17 protein-coding genes are annotated in these 19,978 nt (G+C 69.4%); 4 read left to right on the top strand and 13 right to left on the bottom strand.

Going from position 1 to position 19,978, the window contains the following annotated elements:
* Positions 1-3: 3 nt before the first annotated feature.
* On the bottom strand, positions 4-1,263 hold the full coding sequence (locus ABZT06_RS24650) for an MFS transporter (RefSeq protein ID WP_355744697.1): 1,260 nt from the start codon (positions 1,261-1,263) through the stop codon (positions 4-6).
* A gap of 88 nt (positions 1,264-1,351) precedes the next feature.
* On the opposite strand from ABZT06_RS24650, the gene ABZT06_RS24655 reads away from it, so the two are divergent.
* Positions 1,352-2,368: a LacI family DNA-binding transcriptional regulator gene (locus ABZT06_RS24655; protein ID WP_355744700.1), complete on the top strand. Its 1,017-nt coding sequence runs from the start codon at positions 1,352-1,354 to the stop codon at positions 2,366-2,368.
* A 65-nt stretch (positions 2,369-2,433) separates the two neighbouring features.
* Here the strand turns inward: ABZT06_RS24655 and prcA are convergent, their stop codons facing one another.
* The 6 genes from prcA to arc all read right to left on the bottom strand — a co-directional run bounded on the left by prcA (position 2,434) and on the right by arc (position 8,569).
* On the bottom strand, positions 2,434-3,189 hold the full coding sequence (gene prcA / locus ABZT06_RS24660; protein ID WP_355744703.1) for a proteasome subunit alpha: 756 nt from the start codon (positions 3,187-3,189) through the stop codon (positions 2,434-2,436).
* Between the two features lie 59 nt (positions 3,190-3,248).
* Positions 3,249-4,094, bottom strand: a complete 846-nt coding sequence (prcB, locus tag ABZT06_RS24665) for a proteasome subunit beta (RefSeq protein WP_355744706.1) — start codon at positions 4,092-4,094, stop codon at positions 3,249-3,251.
* Entirely contained in the window at positions 4,046-4,639 is a 594-nt protein-coding gene (locus ABZT06_RS24670) for an endonuclease VII domain-containing protein (RefSeq protein WP_355744709.1), read from the bottom strand. The genes prcB and ABZT06_RS24670 overlap by 49 nt, the downstream gene beginning before the upstream one ends.
* Positions 4,640-4,671: 32 nt before the next feature.
* Positions 4,672-4,890, bottom strand: coding sequence for a ubiquitin-like protein Pup (locus ABZT06_RS24675; protein WP_067429475.1), 219 nt, complete (start codon positions 4,888-4,890; stop codon positions 4,672-4,674).
* Positions 4,891-5,045: 155 nt separating this feature from the next.
* Positions 5,046-6,557 (bottom strand): depupylase/deamidase Dop, encoded by a 1,512-nt coding sequence (gene dop / locus ABZT06_RS24680; RefSeq protein WP_355744713.1) that lies wholly within the window; start codon positions 6,555-6,557, stop codon positions 5,046-5,048.
* A gap of 245 nt (positions 6,558-6,802) precedes the next feature.
* Positions 6,803-8,569 (bottom strand): proteasome ATPase, encoded by a 1,767-nt coding sequence (gene arc, locus ABZT06_RS24685; protein WP_057614326.1) that lies wholly within the window; start codon positions 8,567-8,569, stop codon positions 6,803-6,805.
* A 244-nt stretch (positions 8,570-8,813) separates the two neighbouring features.
* On the opposite strand from arc, the gene ABZT06_RS24690 reads away from it, so the two are divergent.
* On the top strand, positions 8,814-9,119 hold the full coding sequence (locus ABZT06_RS24690; RefSeq protein ID WP_355744717.1) for a ferredoxin: 306 nt from the start codon (positions 8,814-8,816) through the stop codon (positions 9,117-9,119).
* A gap of 57 nt (positions 9,120-9,176) precedes the next feature.
* On the opposite strand, the gene ABZT06_RS24695 is transcribed toward ABZT06_RS24690, so the two are convergent.
* The 3 genes from ABZT06_RS24695 to ABZT06_RS24705 all read right to left on the bottom strand — a co-directional run bounded on the left by ABZT06_RS24695 (position 9,177) and on the right by ABZT06_RS24705 (position 12,481).
* The gene (locus tag ABZT06_RS24695; protein ID WP_355744720.1) at positions 9,177-9,755 is read right to left on the bottom strand and encodes a hypothetical protein; all 579 of its coding nucleotides are present in this window, start codon (positions 9,753-9,755) and stop codon (positions 9,177-9,179) included.
* 213 nt (positions 9,756-9,968) lie between these two features.
* Entirely contained in the window at positions 9,969-10,871 is a 903-nt protein-coding gene (locus ABZT06_RS24700) for a tRNA (adenine-N1)-methyltransferase (protein ID WP_031046648.1), read from the bottom strand.
* Between the two features lie 38 nt (positions 10,872-10,909).
* Positions 10,910-12,481: a site-2 protease family protein gene (locus tag ABZT06_RS24705; protein WP_355744725.1), complete on the bottom strand. Its 1,572-nt coding sequence runs from the start codon at positions 12,479-12,481 to the stop codon at positions 10,910-10,912.
* 1,411 nt (positions 12,482-13,892) lie between these two features.
* On the opposite strand from ABZT06_RS24705, the gene ABZT06_RS24710 reads away from it, so the two are divergent.
* Together ABZT06_RS24710 and ABZT06_RS24715 are read left to right on the top strand one after the other, a co-directional pair.
* Positions 13,893-14,717 (top strand): RecB family exonuclease, encoded by an 825-nt coding sequence (locus tag ABZT06_RS24710; RefSeq protein ID WP_355745329.1) that lies wholly within the window; start codon positions 13,893-13,895, stop codon positions 14,715-14,717.
* 14 nt (positions 14,718-14,731) lie between these two features.
* Entirely contained in the window at positions 14,732-15,403 is a 672-nt protein-coding gene (locus ABZT06_RS24715; RefSeq protein ID WP_030946009.1) for a response regulator transcription factor, read from the top strand.
* An 81-nt stretch (positions 15,404-15,484) separates the two neighbouring features.
* On the opposite strand, the gene ABZT06_RS24720 is transcribed toward ABZT06_RS24715, so the two are convergent.
* The 3 genes from ABZT06_RS24720 to ABZT06_RS24730 form a co-directional block, all read right to left on the bottom strand.
* Entirely contained in the window at positions 15,485-17,065 is a 1,581-nt protein-coding gene (locus tag ABZT06_RS24720; RefSeq protein WP_355744728.1) for an ABC transporter substrate-binding protein, read from the bottom strand.
* Positions 17,066-17,144: 79 nt separating this feature from the next.
* Complete coding sequence (locus tag ABZT06_RS24725) at positions 17,145-18,749, bottom strand: ABC transporter substrate-binding protein (RefSeq protein WP_355744731.1); 1,605 nt, start codon at positions 18,747-18,749, stop codon at positions 17,145-17,147.
* A 433-nt stretch (positions 18,750-19,182) separates the two neighbouring features.
* Positions 19,183-19,881 (bottom strand): HAD family phosphatase, encoded by a 699-nt coding sequence (locus ABZT06_RS24730; RefSeq protein WP_355744734.1) that lies wholly within the window; start codon positions 19,879-19,881, stop codon positions 19,183-19,185.
* Positions 19,882-19,978 lie beyond the last annotated feature (97 nt).

Consider the following 19,978-nt stretch of genomic DNA (forward strand, 5'->3'; position numbering starts at 1 on the left):
ACATTACGCCCGATCCCCCGAGCTGAAACGGGGTTCGGCAGCACGGTTTGGATCATTTTCCGATGAAGACGCAACCACCGCCTGCCGGGCGGGAGCTGCGAGGACCCTCCCGGTGGCCAGCAGGACCACCAACGACACGCCCCCCGCGACCCCCGGCACGGCGAAGCCCCACAGGGCCCCGCCGCCCTCGACCACCGGGCCCGCGAGCCCCGTTCCGACCGAGGCGCCCACGGTGAACGTCGTCACGATCCAGGAGAACGCCTCGGTGACCGTCCCGGCCGGCGCGTGCCGGTCCACCAGGACGAAAGCACAGGCGATCACCGGCGCCAGGAACACACCCGCGAGGACCATCAGCAGCGTCATGGCGACCGCGCCCGGCATCAGCGTCAGCGGCAGGTAACACACCGCCAGGAAGCCCACCAGGACCTGCAGTCGCCGCGCAGGCTCACCGGCCCACTGCCGCGCCCCGTACACCGTGCCGCCCACCAGGGCACCGAGACCGATCCCGGCCATCAGCCAGCCGTACACCGCGTCCCCGCCGTGCTCGTCCGCGTACGGCACGGAGGCGACCGTGATGGACCCGAGCGCCATACCGACGAACAGGAACGCGCCCAGCAGCGCCAGGAGTCCGGGCGAGCGCAGCGCACCGAGCCAGTGCGCCTCACGCGGCCCCGAGCGCCACGCGCGCGAGGGCGGCGACACGACCACCGAGAGCGCGCCGAGGACCCCGACGACGTTCAGCACCAGCAGAGCCGCCTGCGCCGACCACAGCGACACGCACAACGTCACCAGCAACGGCCCCACGGTGAACATGACTTCCTGCGCCACCGCGTCCATGGCGTACGCCGTGTGCACCTGGTCCTCCCGCCGCAGCACACTCGGCCACAGCGCCCGCAGACCACCCTCCAGCGGCGGCGTGAACAGCCCCGCCGCCGCCACGGCCGCGTAGGCGAGCGGAAGCGGATCGGTACCGGTGAAGGCGAAGACGGCCATCGCAAGGGCCGACAGCACGGCGGACGGCAGCTGCACACGAGGCTGGCCGTGCAGGTCGACGAGCCGCCCGAGCACCGGCTGCCCCACGGCGTTGGCGACCCCGTAGACGGCCGCCAGGCCCCCGGCGAGGCTGTACGTGCCGTCCTGCGCCCGCACGAACAGCACGATCGCGATCGCCGCGGTGGCGTTCGGCAGCCGGCCCACCAGCGTCCCCGTCAGAAGGCGTGCCGCATGCCTCGCCCTGAGGATCTCCAGGTATCCCGCGGCCATGTCCCGCCTCCAAGTAATACGTATAACGTCGCCTCCCATACGTACCATGTGCGCTGTTCGGACGTCCAGACGAAGGAGCGGACCCACGGTGGCACGCAGCAGCACGCGACCGACCAGCCGCGACGTCGCACAGGCGGCCGGAGTGTCCCAGGCCGCCGTCTCCCTCGTCCTCGGCGACAAATGGCGCGGCCGCGTCTCCGAGACCACCGCCGAACGAGTCCGGGAAGCCGCCCGCGACCTCGGCTACCGGCCCAACCTCGCCGCCCGCAACCTCCGCCTCGGCCACACCCGCACCGTCCTCCTCGTCGTCCCCGCCCTCACCACCGAGTTCTTCGCCGGCGTCTACACCGGCGCCGCCCGCGTGGCCGCCGACCACGGCTTCGGCGTCGTCCTGTACCCCTCCCCCGAAGGCATCGGCCCCGCCCGCGACCCCTTCGCCTCCGCCCAGGCCGCCCTGGACGGCGTCATCGCCTCCTCCATGGCCGCCGACGCCCTCACCGCCATCCGCGGCGACCAGCTCCCCCTCGTCATGCTCGACAGCGACCCCTCGGGCAGCCTCGGCGCAGCCACCGTCAACCTCGACATCGCCGACGGCGTCCGCCAGGTCGCCACCTACCTCCTGGACCTCGGCCACCGCCGCTTCCTGCACCTCGCCGCCGACATCCCGTCCTGGACCTTCGAGGTCCGCGCGCGTGAACTGGCGGCACAGCTCGACACCGTGCCCGGCACCACCGTCCGCACCGTCCGCGCGCCCATCTCGATCGACGGCGCCCTGACCGCCGCCGAGGCCGCCCTCGCCGCCCCCGGCCCCCGGCCCACCGCCCTCGTCTGCGACGACGACAAACTCGCCGCCGGCGCCTACAAGGCCGTACGACGACTCGGGCTGCGCGTCCCCGACGACATCTCCGTCACCGGCCTGGACGACCTCGCCCTCGCCACCGCCATCGACCCCGAGCTCACGACCGTACGACTGGACGCCGAGCTCTTCGGCGAACGCGGCATGCAAGCCCTCCTGGCCGTCCTGGAGGGCCGAACACCACAGGCCGGCGACATTCCCGTCGAGTTGGTCGTACGAGGCTCCACAGCCCCACCGAGCGACTCCTGAACGCCCTGTGCCCCGGCCTGGTGATCGGCCGGGGCACAGAAAGGGTGAGGGTCTGGCAGGACGGACTACTCCTCCTCGGAGCCTTCCGCCTCGTCCGCACTCTCCGCCTCGGTGGACGCACCGCCGGCCTCCAGCAACCGACCCAGCTGACGCCCCACGATCCGCTTGAACTTGCGCTTCTGCGGACGCGTGCGGTCCAGCACCGCGACCTCCAGCCGCTCCGCGGGGATCTCCCGCTCACTGCCGTTCGTGTCCCGGGACAACGCCTGCACGGCGAGCTTCAGCGCCTCCGCCAGGCTCATACCGTCCTGATGACGCTGATCCAGATAGCTGCTGATCGTCTCGGCGTTGCCACCCACCGCCACCGAGCCGTGCTCGTCCACAATCGAACCGTCGTGCGGCAGCCGGTAGATCTGGTCCCCCTCCGGCGTCTCACCGACCTCCGCCACGACCAGCTCCACCTCGTACGGCTTCTCACCGGCCGAGGAGAAGATCGTGCCCAGCGTCTGGGCATAGACGTTGGCGAGACCACGAGCGGTCACATCGTCACGGTCATAGGTGTAACCACGAAGATCGGCGTACCGCACGCCACCGATCCGCAGGTTCTCGTACTCGTTGTACTTGCCGGCGGCCGCGAAGCCGATCCGGTCGTAGATCTCGCTGAACTTGTGCAGCGCGCGGGACGGATTCTCGCCGACGAACACGATGCCGTCGGCATACTGCAGCACGACCAGGCTGCGACCACGGGCGATGCCCTTGCGGGCATACTCCGCCCGGTCGGCCATCGCCTGCTGGGGGGAGACATAGAACGGCGTCGACACCGGTTATCCGTCCCTTTCTGTGGAAGTCACTGCGATCACCTTGAACAAGACGGTGGCGCCTACAGCAGCGCGGCCCGCGGGCCGTCGGGCTGCTCAAGGCGCCGCTCGAGAATCGAACGGGCGATCTCGGAGGACTCGTCGTCGGTGAGCCGACGGAAGCCGTCCTCGGTGATCACGGTGACGATCGGGTAGATCCGGCGCGCGACATCGGGACCACCGGTCGCCGAGTCGTCGTCAGCCGCGTCGTACAGGGCCTGCACCACGAGGGTGGTGGCCTCCTCCTCGGTCAGGTCGTTGCGGAAGAGCTTCTTCATGGCACCGCGCGCGAAGATCGAGCCCGAGCCGGTGGCAGCGAAGTTGTGCTCCTCGGAACGGCCGCCGGTGACGTCGTAGGAGAAGATCCGCCCCCGCTCCCGGTCCACGTCGTACCCCGCGAACAGCGGCACCACGGCCAGCCCCTGCATCGCCATGCCCAGGTTGGAACGGATCATGGTGGACAGCCGGTTCGCCTTGCCCTCCAGCGACAGCTGGGCGCCCTCGACCTTCTCGAAGTGCTCCAGCTCCAACTGGAACAGCTTCACCATCTCCACGGCGAGACCCGCGGTGCCGGCGATCCCGACGGCCGAGTACTCGTCGGCCGGGAACACCTTCTCGATGTCCCGCTGCGCGATGACGTTGCCCATCGTGGCCCGACGGTCACCGGCGAGCACGACGCCGCCCGGGAAGGTGACGGCCACGATGGTCGTCCCGTGCGGCGCCTCGATCACGCCCTGCGTGGGCGGAAGTTGCCGGTTCCCCGGCAGCATCTCCGGCTGATGCTCGGACAGGAAGTCCATGAAGGACGACGACCCAGGCGTCAGGAAGGCAGCTGGTAGACGCCCGGTGCTACGAGTGTTGGCTTCCACGCGATTCCTTCCAGGTAAGCGGCGGCCCGACGGACGGCGTCGGGATCGTCTCCCAACTTGCCGATGGCCGAATTGCAGTTGAAGCACAGTACGCCTCGGACCCTACCCGTCTTGTGGCAATGATCCACATGCACGGCCGGAGCCTTCAGACAGATCACGCAGAGCCCCATCTGAGAGGCGACCATCTCGTCACGCTCGGCTTCGGTGAGGCCGTAGTGGCGCTTGAGATGCCCCTGCCTGCCTCGTGCGGCCTTGCACGTCTTACAGCACGTGGCAAGGCCGTCCGACGCTGTCGCGTTGCGATGCCATTCGTTGTGCGGCTTGATCTCTCCGCAGCCACGACAAAGCTTGTGCCCTTCAGGCGTCTTCACCCTGGGCCGGATGTTCTTCCCTTTGGCCAGTTGCCGAGCCTGGTGATAAACAGACCAGCACTCCCGGCAGTAAGCCTGCAGACCATCACGAGCGGACTTGTTGCTGGCGAAGGCTGCTCGCGGCTTCGCTTCCCGGCACCGCGAGCAACGCTTCACACTCTCTTCGCCTGCCAACCTTGAAGCCCCCGTCACCTTCGATTCGAAGGCTACTGGCCACCCTTCTGAACGAAACTTCGAACGAAGTCCTCGGCGTTCTCTTCGAGGACGTCATCAATCTCGTCCAGGACCGAGTCGACGTCGTCGCTCAGCTTCTCCTGGCGCTCCTTGAGGTCCTCGGAACCCTGCGCTTCCGCAGTCTGCTCCTCGACCTCCTCGGTGTTGCGTGTGGCCTTCTGCTGTCCGCCGCCGGTGTCTTTGGTCGCCATAACCCCTCACCCCGCTCGGTTCGCCGTTCTTGATCAGACCCTACAAGCAGGGTCTGACATCGGCCCCGCAGTTCCTACAACGTACGGGGGCCATCTCGATGATTCCCTCTGGCCGGGTTTTCCACCCTGCGGGCAGACCCGGCCCGGGTATCGGTTCAGTTGCCCGACAGCACCCTGACCAGGTCTTCTGCCGTGCGGCAGCGGTCCAGGAGCTCCTTGACGTGATTTCGCGTTCCGCGAAGCGGTTCGAGGGTTGGGACCCGCTGGAGCGAGTCCCGGCCCGGGAGGTCGAAGATCACCGAGTCCCAGGAGGCCGCGGCGACGTCGTCGGCGTACTGCTCCAGGCAGCGGCCGCGGAAGTACGCGCGGGTGTCCTCCGGGGGCTTGGTGCGGGCCCGCTCGACCTCGTTCTCGTCGAGGAGGCGCTTGATGCGGCCGCGGGCCGCGAGACGGTTGTACAGGCCCTTGTCGGCCCGCACGTCGGCGTACTGGAGGTCCAGGAGGTGCAGCTTGGCCGCGTCCCAGTCGAGGCCGTCGCGGCGCCGGTAGCCCTCCATGAGTTCCCGCTTGGCGACCCAGTCGAGCTCGCCGGCGAGGCTCATGGGGTCGTTCTCCAGGCGGTTGAGCGTGTCCTCCCAGCGGGCGAGGACGTCCTTGGTCTGGTCGTCCGCGTCGGCGCCGAAGCGTTCCTCGACGTACTTGCGGGAGAGCTCGTAGTACTCCATCTGGAGCTGGACCGCGGTGAGTGTGCGGCCGCTGCGGAGGGTGACCAGGCGCTGGAGGGTGGGATCGTGGGAGACCTGGTGGAGGGTGCGGACGGGCTGGTCCACGGCCAGGTCGACCGCGATGAAGCCGTCCTCGATCATCGAGAGGACGAGGGCTGTGGTGCCCAGCTTCAGGTAGGTCGAGATCTCCGAGAGGTTGGCGTCGCCGATGATCACGTGGAGGCGGCGGTATTTCTCGGCGTCGGCGTGGGGTTCGTCGCGGGTGTTGATGATGGGGCGCTTGAGGGTGGTCTCGAGGCCCACCTCGACCTCGAAGTAGTCGGCGCGCTGGCTGAGCTGGAAGCCGTGTTCGTGGCCGTCCTGGCCGATGCCGACGCGGCCTGCGCCTGCGAAGACCTGGCGGGAGACGAAGAAGGGCGTGAGGTGGCGCACGATGTCCGAGAAGGGGGTTTCCCGCTTCATCAGGTAGTTCTCGTGTGTGCCGTAGGAGGCGCCCTTGTTGTCGGTGTTGTTCTTGTAGAGGTGGATGGGCTGGGCGCCGGGGAGCTGGGCGGCGCGTTCGGCGGCTTCGGCCATGATGCGTTCGCCGGCCTTGTCCCAGAGGACGGCGTCGCGAGGGTTGGTGACCTCGGGGGCGCTGTATTCGGGGTGTGCGTGGTCGACGTAGAGCCGTGCGCCGTTGGTGAGGATGACGTTGGCGAGGCCGATGTCCTCGTCGGTGAGCTGGCTGGAGTCGGCGGCTTCGCGGGCGAGGTCGAAGCCCCGCGCGTCCCGCAGCGGATTCTCCTCCTCGAAGTCCCAGCGGGCCCGGCGGGCCCGGTGCATCGCCGCCGCGTAGGCGTTGACGATCTGGGATGAGGTGAGCATGGCATTGGCGTTGGGGTGGCCGGGGACGGAGATCCCGTACTCCGTCTCGATGCCCATTACTCGCCGTACGGTCATGCGGCCCTCCTTGCCCGGCGGCGCCCTCGGTCGGGGGCGGCGCTCAAGTACCGCTGGCGCTCCGGTGCGTGTGCGGTGCCCGTCCCCGCACTGCGCGACTCGGCGGTACCGAAGAGCCTAGAACGGCTCTGCGCTGGTGGGGAGATCATTTGCGTCATTGCCTTGCTCGCCTTTGATCCGGTTGGTTGCCTGAAAAACAGTCGGCTGCGGGTACCCCGGTGAGGGCACCCGCAGCCGCCCTGTCTTTACAGGTACTGACCGGTGTTCGCCACCGTGTCGATGGAGCGTCCGGTGTCGGCGCCCTGCTTTCCGGTGATGAGGGTGCGGATGTAGACGATCCGTTCGCCCTTCTTGCCGGAGATGCGGGCCCAGTCGTCCGGGTTGGTGGTGTTGGGGAGGTCTTCGTTCTCCTTGAACTCGTCCACGCAGGCCTGGAGGAGGTGGGAGACGCGGAGGCCCTTGGCGTTGTGGTCGAGGAAGTCCTTGATCGCCATCTTCTTGGCGCGGCCCACGATGTTCTCGATCATGGCGCCGGAGTTGAAGTCCTTGAAGTAGAGGACTTCCTTGTCGCCGTTGGCGTAGGTGACTTCCAGGAAGCGGTTTTCCTCGGATTCGGCGTACATGTGTTCCACGGCCGTCTGGATCATGCTCTGGACGGTGGTGGCCTTGCTGCCGCCGTGCTCGCCGACGTCGTCGGAGTGCAGCGGGAGGCGCTCGGTGAGGTACTTGGCGAAGATGTCCTTGGCGGCTTCGGCGTCGGGACGCTCGATCTTGATCTTCACGTCGAGTCGGCCGGGGCGCAGGATGGCAGGGTCGATCATGTCCTCGCGGTTGGAGGCACCGATCACGACCACGTTCTGCAGGCCTTCGACGCCGTCGATCTCGGCGAGCAGCTGCGGGACGATGGTGTTCTCCACGTCCGAGCTGACACCGGAGCCGCGGGTGCGGAAGAGGGATTCCATCTCGTCGAAGAAGACGATGACGGGGGTGCCCTCGCTGGCCTTCTCACGGGCACGCTGGAAGACGAGGCGGATCTGCCGCTCGGTCTCGCCGACGTACTTGTTGAGGAGTTCGGGGCCCTTGATGTTGAGGAAGAAGCTCTTGCCGGTGGCCTGGCCGGTGACTTCGGCGACCTTCTTGGCCAGCGAGTTGGCGACGGCCTTGGCGATGAGCGTCTTGCCGCATCCGGGGGGCCCGTAGAGCAGGACGCCCTTGGGGGGTCGCAGTTCGTGCTCTTTGAACAGGTCCGGGTACAGGTACGGGAGCTCCACGGCGTCCCGGATGGCCTCGATCTGGCCGCCGAGTCCGCCGATCTGCTCGTAGCCGATGTCGGGGACCTCTTCGAGGACGAGTTCCTCGACCTCGCTCTTGGGGACGACCTCGTAGACGTACCCGGAGCGGGGTTCGAGGAGCAGGGCGTCGCCGGGGCGGATGGTGACGTCCAGCAGCGGCTCGGCGAGCCGCACCACCCGTTCCTCGTCGGTGTGCCCCTGCACGAGGGCGCGCTCGCCGTCCTCGAGGATCTCCTTGAGGGTGACGATGTCGCCGACGCTCTCGTACTCCATGGCCTCGACCACGTTGAGAGCTTCGTTGAGCATCACTTCCTGGCCGCGCCGGAGCTCTTCGAGTTCGACGCTGGGGCTGACGTTCACCCGCAGTTTGCGGCCGCCGGTGAAGATGTCTGCGGTGCCGTCCTCGTTCGCTTCGAGGAAGACGCCGAAGCCGGCCGGGGGCTGTGCGAGCCGGTCGACCTCCTCCTTGAGGGCCACGATCTGGTCGCGGGCCTCACGGAGCGTGTTGGCGAGTCGCTCGTTCTGGGCGGACACGCCGGCCAGGTTGGTCTGCAGCTCGACGATCCGCTCTTCGAGAATCCTCGTGTGTCGCGGAGAGTCGGCGAGCTTGCGTCGCAGGACGGCGATCTCCTGCTCAAGGTAGGCAATCTGCCCGGACGGGTCGTCGGACCCTCGTCCCGGGCGGATGCCGCGGTTCATGTCGTCGTCGTGGGCTGCCACGGTCCTCACCTCCTCCAAGGGGAGCTGGACGCTTCCAGACCCTACCTGGGTGGGTGTCGATTGAAACCCCTAGATCACAAAGACTGTCGAGGTGTGTCCGATCTTCACCCTTGCGCTCTCCCTCACGCCAGGGGAATACCCACCGAACAAGATTGGAAAGCTGCCGAAGGTAGGGTCGAAGTGTTCAACACCCGTCAGAGCTGGCCGGATTCCCGTTCGGCTCGGGTCATAAACGGCAGGAGAGATGAGAGTGCAGCAGGAGGTCGGGGCCGGCGGCGAGACCCTGGAGGTCTGGATCGATCAGGACCTCTGTACCGGTGACGGCATCTGTGCCCAGTACGCGCCGGAGGTGTTCGAGCTGGACATCGACGGTCTGGCCTATGTGAAGAGCTCGGACGACGAGCTTCTGCAGGACAGGGGCGCCACAACGCCCGTACCGCTGCCCCTTCTCACCGATGTGGTCGACTCCGTGAAGGAGTGTCCGGGCGAGTGCATCCACGTACGTCGAGTTTCGGACAGCGTCGAGATCTACGGTCCGGACGCGGAGTGATCGGGCGGCCACCCGGTGCGACTGCTGTCTGATTTCTCACAGATGTGATCGCTTCGGTCAGACGGTGTGCGTGCCCGCGGGGGTCGAGCGGACGAACGCGCCGTCCTTCCACTGCCACTTCGCCTCGTCCTTCACGTCCGGACAGCAACTGGGTACGTCGGACGTGGAGTAGCCGAGCAGGGTCGCGAGGACGGCGCCGTCGCTCAGCGTGAAGTCGGTGACGGTGTTGCGGGTCTTCGGGCTCAGCAGGGTGGCGACGACCCGGGGTTCGCCGGTGGCCTTCGCGGGTGTGATGACGTAGACGGCGTCGGGCGGGGTGCCCATGGGGGCGTCGCAGTGCACCACGACGACTGTTTCCGGCCGTCCGTCGCCGTCGAGGTCTCCGGAGACCCGCTTCTGTATTTTCGCCTTGACCGGGCCGCAGTCGATCGGGAAGTGGACGTGCGCGGGGTCGGGTGCCGTAGTGACCGCCGGGGCGGGTCTGGCTTCGGGGCCGGCTGCCTGGGCGGCCGTCGCGGGGTCGGGCTGCAGGACCGAGGAGAGGGCCACGACGCCCGCCACTGCGGTGGCGGTGGCGAGCCAGTGGATCGGGCGGGTGTGCGTGTGTGCCAGTTCCGGGACGGCGGATTGCTGCACTAGGAGCGTCTCCTGTGAGGGCGTGCCGGTGGGGGGGTGGCCAGCATCGTGCCACACGTCACAGGTGGGGGAAACGGCGGGGTGGGTACTTGTGCTGGTTGCCCGTGCGGTGGGCGCTGTCGCGGTCTCAACAAGAAGGCGTCGGGGTGGAGTTCCCCTGGTCTGCGGGAACTCCACCCCGACGCCTGTACGTTGTCTGCGGCGCGGGGCCTCTCAGCGGCCGGCGCCTCCGTCGGCGTTGGGGCCGGTGTAGTCCTCGCCGTAGGCGCCCTTGGCGGGGCGGCGGCGGCGCATGGGGGGCTCGACGCCGTCGGCGAGGCGGCGGGCGGTGAGGAGGAAGCCGGTGTGGCCGATCATGCGGTGGTCGGGGCGGACCGCCAGGCCCTCCACGTGCCAGTTGCGGATCATCGACTCCCAGGAGGTCGGCTCGTTGAAGGAGCCGATCTCGCGGATGGACTCCACGGTCCGCGCGAGCTGGGTGGTGGTGGCGACGTAGCAGCACAGGATGCCGCCGGGGACGAGGGCCTTGGAGACGGCCTCCAGGCATTCCCAGGGGGCCAGCATGTCGAGGATGACGCGGTCGACGTCGGCGTCGGACAGGTTGTCCTGGAGGTCGCCGACGGTGAGCTGCCAGGCGGGGTGGGGGCCGCCGAAGTAGCGCTCCACGTTCTGCTGGGCGATCTCGGCGAAGTCCTCGCGGCGCTCGTAGCTGTGCAGCATGCCCTGGTCGCCGATGGCGCGCAGCAGGAAGCTGCTGAGCGAGCCGGAGCCGACGCCGGCCTCCACGACGCGGGCGCCGGGGAAGATGTCGGCGAAGGCGAGGATCTGCCCCGCGTCCTTGGGGTAGACCACGGCGGCGCCGCGGGGCATGGACAGGACGTAGTCGGGGAGCAGGGGGCGCAGCGCGAGGTAGGCGACGTTACCGGTGGTGCGGACAACGCTGCCCTCGGGTGCGCCGATCAGCTCGTCGTGCGGGAAGGAACCCTTGTGGGTGTGGAAGTTCTTTCCCTCTTCGAGCGTGAACGTGTAGTGGCGGCCCTTGGGGTCGGTCAGCTGAACCTGGTCCCCGACCTTGAAGGGCCCGCGCCTGCGGGCGGCACCGGTCGGTTCGGACATGTGAACAGCCTACCGGTCCGCGGAGGGGCCGCCGACCACTAGGACGGTCTGGCCATGGCCTTCACGAAGGCGCGTTCCACGTCTGCCGCGGAGAGGACGCCGTAGATCTCGCCGGTCTCCTCGACGACGAGGTATTCGGTGGCGGGGGTCGCGCGGAGGGTGTCCAGCAGGTCCTCGCCGGCGAGTTCGGCGGAGACGCGCATGCCGTCGGTGAGGTCCTGGGCGAGGCCGCTGACGGCGACCCAGGGGCGGCGGTGTTCCGGTACGCCGACGATGGCGGCCTCGCGGACGAGGGAGAGCGGGGTGCCTTCGGCGTCGACGACGACCAGGGCGCGGGCGCCGGCGTCGTTGGCTCGGCGCAGGGCCTCGGAGAGGGGGGTGTCGGTCTCGACGGGGACCGCGCGGCGGGTCAGGGTGCGGGCGCGCAGTTCCGGGAGGTGTTCACGCAGGCGGGCCATGCGCAGGCTGTTGCCGGCGCCGGTCCAGATGATCGCGGCGAGGATGGCGGCGAGCAGGGCGTCCATCACGGTGTCCATGCCGACGTTGTCCTCGGCGGAGGAGCCGAGGGCGCCGGACTGGGTGAGCAGCGGGAGGCCGATGAGGACGCAGACGGCGAGGGCGCGGCCCACCCAGGCGGCGGCGATGGTGCCGCTCATGGGCTTGCCGGTGATCTTCCAGACGACCGCGCGGAGCATGCGGCCGCCGTCGAGGGGGAGGCCGGGCAGGAGGTTGAAGGCGGCCACGATGAGGTTGGAGACCATCAGGCCGGCGAGGAGGACGCCGGGGACCGTGCCGGGTTCGACGGGCTGCATGGCGAGGTAGAAGAGGCCGGCGAGGATCAGGGAGAGCAGCGGGCCGACGAAGGCCAGGACGAACTCCCGGCCGGGGGTCTCGGCTTCCTTCTCGATCTCGGAGACGCCGCCGAAGAACTGGAGCTGGATGCGGCGGACGGGGAGTTTGAAGCGCAGTGCCGCGACGGTGTGGGCGAGTTCGTGGATGAGGACGGAGGCGTAGAAGGCGACCGCGAAGAAGAGGGAGACGAGGTAGCGGGCGGCACCGAGTTCGGGCAGCACGCGGTCGAGTTGGCCGCCGAAGACCCAGGTGATGAGCGCGGCGACGAGGAACCAGCTGGGGGCGACGTACACCGGCACGCCGAAGGGGCGGCCCATCAGCAGTCCGCCGCGCGGCTGGGGGGACTGGGGCGGGGGGTTCCTGGGGCCGGTGGAGTGGGCGAGGGTGCGGTGGTCGTCGGTGGTGTGGGGGGCGTGGGGCGCTTCGGGTTCGTGCGGGTCGGCGGGGGGCCGGGGGGCCGCGTCGGGGTCCTTCGCGTCCCCTGTACCGGTCCGGCTCCCGGGGGCCGGATCGTCGTCGGGTGCGGGGGTGCCGGTGGTACCGGGGGTGTCGGACGTCGGCGGGTCCTGGGCGGCGTCGTGATCAGCGGCCGGTTGCCGTGCGGCGGTGTCGTCGGCGGTCGGGGCGGCCGCCGGCGTCCCGTTGTCGTGCGGTTCGGGGGCCGTGGGGTCGGTGGTCTGGGCCGTGGGCCCTGCGTGGGGCTTGGCCGGCCGGTCCGTGCCGGACCGCGGCTGCCCGCTCCCGCCGCTCTCGTCCACGATGTCCCCTCGTTCGAAGCGTCTTCCGCGCCTGCCGTGCGGTAGGTCTCGGGTCGATGGTATGCGGCGGTCGCGCTGCGTTCCGCCCCGGCACCCCCCGTGTTTCCTCAGGGTCACGGCGGTCACGGCCTGCGAGGTGGGTCACTGTCAGTGGCGGGCCGTATGGTCTGTGGTCATGGAGACGAGCACGGAGGGCGTGGCCGAGGCCGCCGCCGACGACCCGTCGGTCGTGGTACGGCCCGGGACGGTCGAGGCACCGGACCCGGCCGGGGCCGGGGTCGCGCCGACGGCGGTCGAGGCTGGCCCGGATGGCGGGGATCCGGCCGCCGATGACCCGCAGGCGACGGGCGCGACGCAGCCCGCGACGGTAGAGGAACCGGACACGGCCGCCCCTGGGACCGCGGCGACGACGGTCGCGGCCGGTCAGCAGGGTGGCCAGGGCGCCTCCGATGCCCCGCGGGCGGCGGACGCGGCCCGGCCCGGAACGGTCGACGCACCCGACACGGCCGACCCCCAGACCACTCCGACGACGGTCACAGACACTCCCGTCGATGACCCGCGGGCGGCGGACGCGGCCCAGTCCGCGACGGCTCAGGCGCCGCACACGGCCGACGCCGGGATCACGCCGACGACGGTCACGGCCGGTCAGCGGGGTGGCCAGGGCCCCTCCGATCACCCGCGGGCGGCGGACGCGGCCCTGTCCGGGACGGTCGAGACACCCGGCACGGCCCACCCCCAGACCACTCCGACGACGGTCACAGACACGCCCGTCGACGACCCGCAGGCGGCGGACGCGGCCCAGTCCGCGACGGCTCAGGCGCCGGACACGGCGGACGCCGGGACCACACCGACGACGGTCGCGGCCGGTCGGCAGGGTGGCCAGGGCCCCTCCGATCACCCGCGGGCGGCGGACGCGGCCCGGCCCGCGACGGTTGAGGCGCCAGACTCGGCCGAAGCCGGGACCACGCCGACGACGGTCACGGTCGGTCAGCAGGGTGATCAGGGCCCCTCCGATCACCCGCGGGCGGCGGACGCGACCCTGTCCGGGACGGTCGAGACACCCGGCACGGCCCACCCCCAGACCACTCCGACGACGGTCACAGACACGCCCGTCGACGACCCGCAGGCGGCGGACGCGGCCCAGTCCGCGACGGCTCAGGCGCCGGACACGGCGGACGCCGGGACCACACCGACGACGGTCGCGGCCGGTCGGCAGGACGGGGTCGCGGCCGTCGATGACCCGCGGTCCGCGGGCGCGGCCCGGTCTGGGGCGGGCGAGGTGCCGGGTGCAGTCGGCCCCGCGGGCACGCCGCCGGCGGTGGCGGCGGGGGCGGTACCGGTCGTAGGAGGTGTACCGGACGCCGGTGAGGGGTCCCCCGCTGTCGGGAGGACGCATGCCGCGCCCGCCTCCCTGTCTCCTTCTCGTGCCAATGACTTCATGCAGTGTCCGCTGCTGTACCGGTTCCGGGTGATCGACCGGCTGCCGGAGAAGCCGAGCGCGGCGGCGACCCGGGGAACCCTCGTGCACTCGGTGCTGGAGCGGCTCTTCGACGCCCCGGCCGGAGAGCGGACCGCGCCCGCGGCCAAGTCGCTGATCCCCGGTCAGTGGGACCGGCTCCGGGAGAGCCGCCCGGAGGTGGTGGAGCTGTTCGCGGACGACCCGGAGGGCGAGCGGCTGGCGGTGTGGCTCGGTGAGGCGGAGCGGCTGGTCGAGCGGTGGTTCACGCTGGAGGATCCGACGCGCCTGGAGCCCGCCGAGCGGGAGTTGTTCGTCGAGGCGGAGCTGGACTCGGGGCTGCGGCTGCGCGGGATCATCGACCGGGTCGACGTGGCGCCGACCGGCGAGGTGCGGATCGTCGACTACAAGACCGGCAAGGCGCCCCGGCCCGAGTACGCCGAGGGCGCGCTGTTCCAGATGAAGTTCTACGCCCTGGTGGTGTGGCGGCTGAAGAACGTGATCCCGCGCCGGCTCCAGCTGGTCTATCTCGGCAGCGGTGACGTCCTGACGTACGATCCGGTCCTCGCCGACCTGGAGCGTGTCGAGCGCAAGCTGCTGGCGCTGTGGGAGGCGATCCGGCAGGCCACGGAGACGGGTGACTGGCGACCGCGTCCGACCAAGCTGTGCGGCTGGTGCGATCACCGGGAGCACTGCCCGGAGTTCGGCGGCACTCCCCCGCCCTACCCACTGCCGGTGAAGTCCGCGACCGGCGAGCAGGGCAGAATGGGGCCGGACTAGCGAAGGAGACTTACGTGGCCATCCGCGTCCTACTGGTCGACGACCAGCCCCTGCTGCGTACCGGGTTCCGGATGATTCTGGAGGCCGAGCAGGATCTCGCGGTCGTGGGCGAGGCCGGAGACGGCCTTCAGGCTCTCGACCAGGTGCGGGCGTTGCAGCCCGACGTGGTCCTGATGGACATCCGTATGCCGCGGATGGACGGTGTCGAGGCGACCCGGCAGATCACCGGTCCCGGGCGGGACGGCCCGGCCAAGGTGCTGGTGCTGACCACCTTCGACCTCGACGAGTACGTGGTGGAGGCGCTGCGGGCGGGGGCCAGCGGGTTCCTGCTCAAGGACGCTCCGGCCAATGAGCTCGTGCAGGCGATCCGGGTGGTGGCCGGGGGTGAGGCGATGCTCGCGCCGAGCATCACGCGCCGGCTGCTCGACAAGTACGCCACGCATCTGCCGTCCGGTGACGAGCCGGTGCCGGACACGCTGCACACGCTGACCGACCGCGAGGTCGAGGTGCTGAAGCTGGTGGCGCGCGGCCTGTCGAACGCGGAGATCGCGGCGGATCTGTTCGTCAGCGAGACCACGGTGAAGACGCATGTCGGTCATGTGCTGACCAAGCTGGGGCTGCGGGACCGGGTGCAGGCCGCGGTGTACGCGTACGAGAGCGGTCTGGTGCGTCCCGGCGCGCAGTAGCGGGAGCATCGGCGGTACGAAGGCGAAGAGGGCGTCCCCCACCTGACCGGGGGCGCCCTCTTCGTGTATGCGGCCGCCGGATCAGCCCTTGCTGAGCTCCCAGAAGCGGAACACCGTGGACGCGTCGAGGCAGTACTCCAGGCCGTAGACGTCGTCGCGGACGACGGCGTACTGCTTGGCCTGCCAGACCGGCAGGACGGGGACGTCCTCGGCGACGAGGTCCTGGAGCATGCCGAAGTTCTCGTCCGTCGCGGAGCGGTCCGGCTGGGCGGCGGTCTGCGGGATGAGCGAGCCGGTGATCTTGTTGTTGCTGTAGTGGTTGTCCAGCACGTTGCCCTTGCCGAAGAAGGGGGCCGTGAAGTTGTCGGCGTCCGGGTAGTCGGGCACCCAGCCCTTGACGTACACGCCGTACTTGCCGGCCGCGATGTCCTTCTCGTACTGGTCGAAGGCCACGGACTTCACGTCGGCGTCGAACAGCCCGCTGGCGTTGAGCTGCCGGGCGATCGTCTTGAGTTCCTGGTCGGTGGCCGGGCCGTAGCGGGACGGGGTCGACCACAGGGTCAGCTTCACCTTGCCGGTGATGCCGTCGTCGGCGAGGGCGGCCGCGGCCTTGGACTTGGAGGGCTGGTCGCCGTAGGTGTCGAAGAAGGCCGTGTTGTGGCCCGCGATACCGGCCGGGATGATCGAGTAGAGCGGGGTCGCGGTGCCCTGGTAGACGTCGTGGATGAGGGCTTCGCGGTCGAGCAGGTAGGCGATCGCCTTGCGGACGCCGATCCGGCCGGTGACCGGGTCGGCCATGTTGAAGACGAGGTGCTGGACTTCGGCGCTGGTGCCCTCGACGACCTCGACGCCGGAGTCGGGCGAGGCGTTCTCGATGTCGGTGATGTCGCCGGCGCTCAGACCGCGGTAGGCGAGGTCGACCTTCTTGTCGGTCAGGGCGGTCTTGAGCGCGGCCTGGTCGCCGTGGAAGAACTTCAGCGTGACGCCGGAGTTCTGGGGCTCGGCGGTGCCCTTGTAGTTCTCGTTGACGGAGAACACGGCCTGGTCGTCGTCGAACGAGTCGAGCTGGTAGGGGCCGGAGCCGATCGCCTTGCCGTCCTTGCGGAGTCCGTCGGCGTCGTACTGGGTGTGGTCGACGATGGAGCCGGCGCCCGAGGCGATCTTGCTCGGGAAGGTGGCGTCGGGGGTGTTCAGCCGGAAGACGACGGTCTTCGCGTCCGGTGTCTCGACCTTGTCGAGCATCGGGAACATGATCGCGGGACCCGCGTCGTCGTTGATCTTCAGCATCCGGTCGAAGGAGAACTTGACGTCCTCGGAGGTGAGCGGATCACCGTTGCTGAACTGGAGGCCGGCCTTGAGGGTGCACTGGTACACCTGGGTCCTGGTGTCCGTGAACTCGCAGCTCTGGGCGGCGTCCGGTTCCGGTTCCGTGCCGCCCTTGGGGAAGCTGAGCAGCGACTGGAAAACGTTGTTGAACAGCAGCCAGGAGCCGGGGTCGTAGCCGGAGGCCGGATCGGTGGCGAGGACATCGTCGGACATGCCCATGACCACGGAGGAGCCTGCGGAGCCGGACCCCCCGGACTCCGTGCCGCAGCCGGTCAGCAGGCCGGACGCCAGCCCTGCCACTACGGGCAGGACCGACCACTGGATTCGCTTGTTCACGCGCGGGTGCCTTGTCGTCGATTCTTGTGGAATCCCGGGGCCGTCCGCCCGGGGCCGGGGCGAGGGAGGGGGCGGCCGGTCAGCCGCTCACGCCCTTGCCGAGCTCCCACAGCTGCAGCGTCGCCGAGGAGTTGAGCGCGTAGGCGGTGCCCGTGACGTCGTCGCGCGCGGCGACGTACTGCTTGCCCTGCCACAGCGGCAGCACGGGGACGTCGTTGGCGACGATGTCCTGGATCTCGGTGAGGCTTCCGGACGCGGCGAGACGGTCGGCCTCGCGGCGGGAGTCCGGGATCAGGGTGTTGCGGATCTTGCCGTTGTCGTAAGGCGAGCCGAGGAAGTTGTCCTTGTCGAGGAACGGGGCGAGGTAGTTGTCGGCGTCGGGGAAGTCCGGGAACCAGCCCATGCCGTAGACGTCGTACTCGCCCTTCTGCTCCGCGGGGCGGAAGGTGGTCCAGGGGGCGCCCTTGATGCCGACCTCGAAGAGCCCGCTGGCGTCGAGCTGCTTCTGGAGGTCCTCGAACTCCTCCTTGGTGCCCGAGCCGTAGTGGTCGGTCGTGTAGTGGAGCGTCAGCTTCACCGGTGTGGTGATGCCCGCCTGCGTCAGCAGGGACTTGGCCTTGGTGACGCTCGGGTCGCCGTACTTGTTGAAGAAGGAGTTGGAGTGGCCGACGATGGTGGCCGGTACCAGCGAGAAGAGCGGCTCGGCCTGGGTGCCGTAGACCTTGGAGACGAGTTCGCTGCGGTTGATGAGCTGGGCCATCGCCTGGCGCACGGCACGGGACTTCACGGCCGGGGCCTTGGTGTTGAAGGCGAGGTAGCGGATCTCGAGGCCCGCCATCTCGACGAGGTCGACGTCGCCGCCGGACTCGTTCGACAGCTTCTGGATCTGCTGGGGCGACATGGTGCGGGTGATGAGGTCGATGTCGCCCTTTTCGATGGCGGTGCCCATGGCGTCGGCGTCCGCGTAGGAGCGCAGTTCGACCTTGTCGTTGTTCACCGTCAACGACCCCTTGTAGTGGGGGTTCTTGGTGAAGACGGCGTCCTCGAGCTCGTCGTTCTTGACGTCGGCCTTCATCGTGTAGGGGCCGGAGCCGTCGACGTCGAACCCGTCGCGGAGCTTGTTCTTCGCGTAGTCGTCGGGGTTGACGATGCCGGCGACCGGGGTCGACAGCTTGTACGGGAAGGTGGCGTCGGCGGTCTTGAGGTGGAAGATGACCTCGCGGTCGCCCTTGGTCTCGACGGTGTCGATGGTGGACAACAGGGCGAATACGCCGGAGTCGGCCTTGATGGCGCGGGCGCGGTCGATGGAGTACTTCACGTCGGCCGCGGTGATGGCGTCGCCGTTGGCGAATTTCAGGCCGTCGCGCAGGGTGCAGACGTAGCGTTCGTTGCCGCTGTCGCTGAAGCCGCAGGACTGGGCTGCCTCGGGCACGGGTTCGCCGTCGCCCTTGGGCTGGATCATCAGGGTCTGCACGGTCTGGCGCAGGACGTTCCAGGTGCCGACGTCGTAGGCGTAGGCGGGGTCCAGCGGCGCGGGAGCGTCCTTCGTGGCGGTGAACCGGTCCGTGGTGCCTACGGCGATGGCGTCGTCCCCGCCGCTGCCGCTGCTGGATCCGCCGCAGGCGGCGAGCACCGGCGCGAGCAGACCTACGACCGCCGGCAGCACCAAAGTCTTGCGGTTCATGCTCGGGTTTCTCCACAGCTGTTCAGTCCGTGTATCCGGCATGCAGGGGTGGCGCGGCGGATCACGGGGTTAGGGCGATGTTCTCTCCAGGAGATTAGTCCGCACCAGCAGGAGGGTTCACAGTCACCGGAGTTGGGCTTCCATCACGCTGTGAAACCGGGTGTGGACGCACCGAAAGCCCGCCGGGGGAAGGATTGGTGCAGGGTTTCATCAATCGGGACACATGGGCACGTCCGCACCCCCGGAGGCGGGGCGTCCGGCACAGCCTCGGCCGCCTGTCGAGGGTCCGCCAAGTGAAGAACCTCACAGCCGCAGGGGGTGCCGCCTGGCCGGAATTCGGTCGTCCGGCACGCTTCGAATTCCAGCGACAGGTCCCTGGGGAATTACCGCGCTATCCACGCTGCACGCTGGGTGAACACCCGAGGCATTTCCGTCATCGAAGGGTGATCAGGCCGCGCAGAAATGTCAGGTCGACCTCTTCGAGCGAAGCGACGACCGTGCGTCCGGGGGCCGGGGCGATGGGAGCCACGGAGGGCACCGCCACGACCTGGCAGCCTGCGGCCTCGGCGGCGGCGACTCCCGTCGCGGTGTCCTCGACGACCGCGCATCTGGCCGGGTCCGCGCCGAGTCCGGCGGCGGCGAACAGATACGGGTCCGGGTGCGGCTTGGTGCGCGGCACCTCGTCGCCGGCGACCGTGAGGCCGAAGTGGCGGTGGCCGAGCGAGTCGAGGACCCGGTCGATGATGCGCCGGTGCGAGGCGGAGACCAGGGCGGTGGGGACCCGGTGCGCGGAGAGTTCGGCCAGCAGCCGGGTGGCGCCGGGCATCAGGGGCAGGGCGCGGCCGATGCGGTCCTCGAAGCCGTCGTTGAGCAGGACGGTGAGCTCGGGAAGGGTGATGTCGGCGCCGGTGGCCTCGATCAGGAAGCCGGCGCTGCGGGTCATGGGGCCGCCGACCACGACATGGCGCCAGGAGTCGTCGAGGGTGTGGCCGAGGCGGGCGAAGACCTCGACCTCGACGTCCCACCAGAAGCCCTCGGTGTCCACCAGGGTGCCGTCCATGTCGAGGAGGACGGCCTGGAGGGCGGAGCCGTCTGCCGTTCGGGTCACTGGCGCGGGGACCGTGCTGGTCATCCACGTACCTCCTGAGGGGACGAGCAGGCCGGTTCCCACGAAGGGAACCGGCCTGCGGTGGACCGACCAGTGTACGACTTATCGGATCAGTGTGCTC

The organism is Streptomyces sp. NPDC005483, assembly GCF_040606035.1.
In the GTDB taxonomy this organism is placed as follows: domain Bacteria; phylum Actinomycetota; class Actinomycetes; order Streptomycetales; family Streptomycetaceae; genus Streptomyces.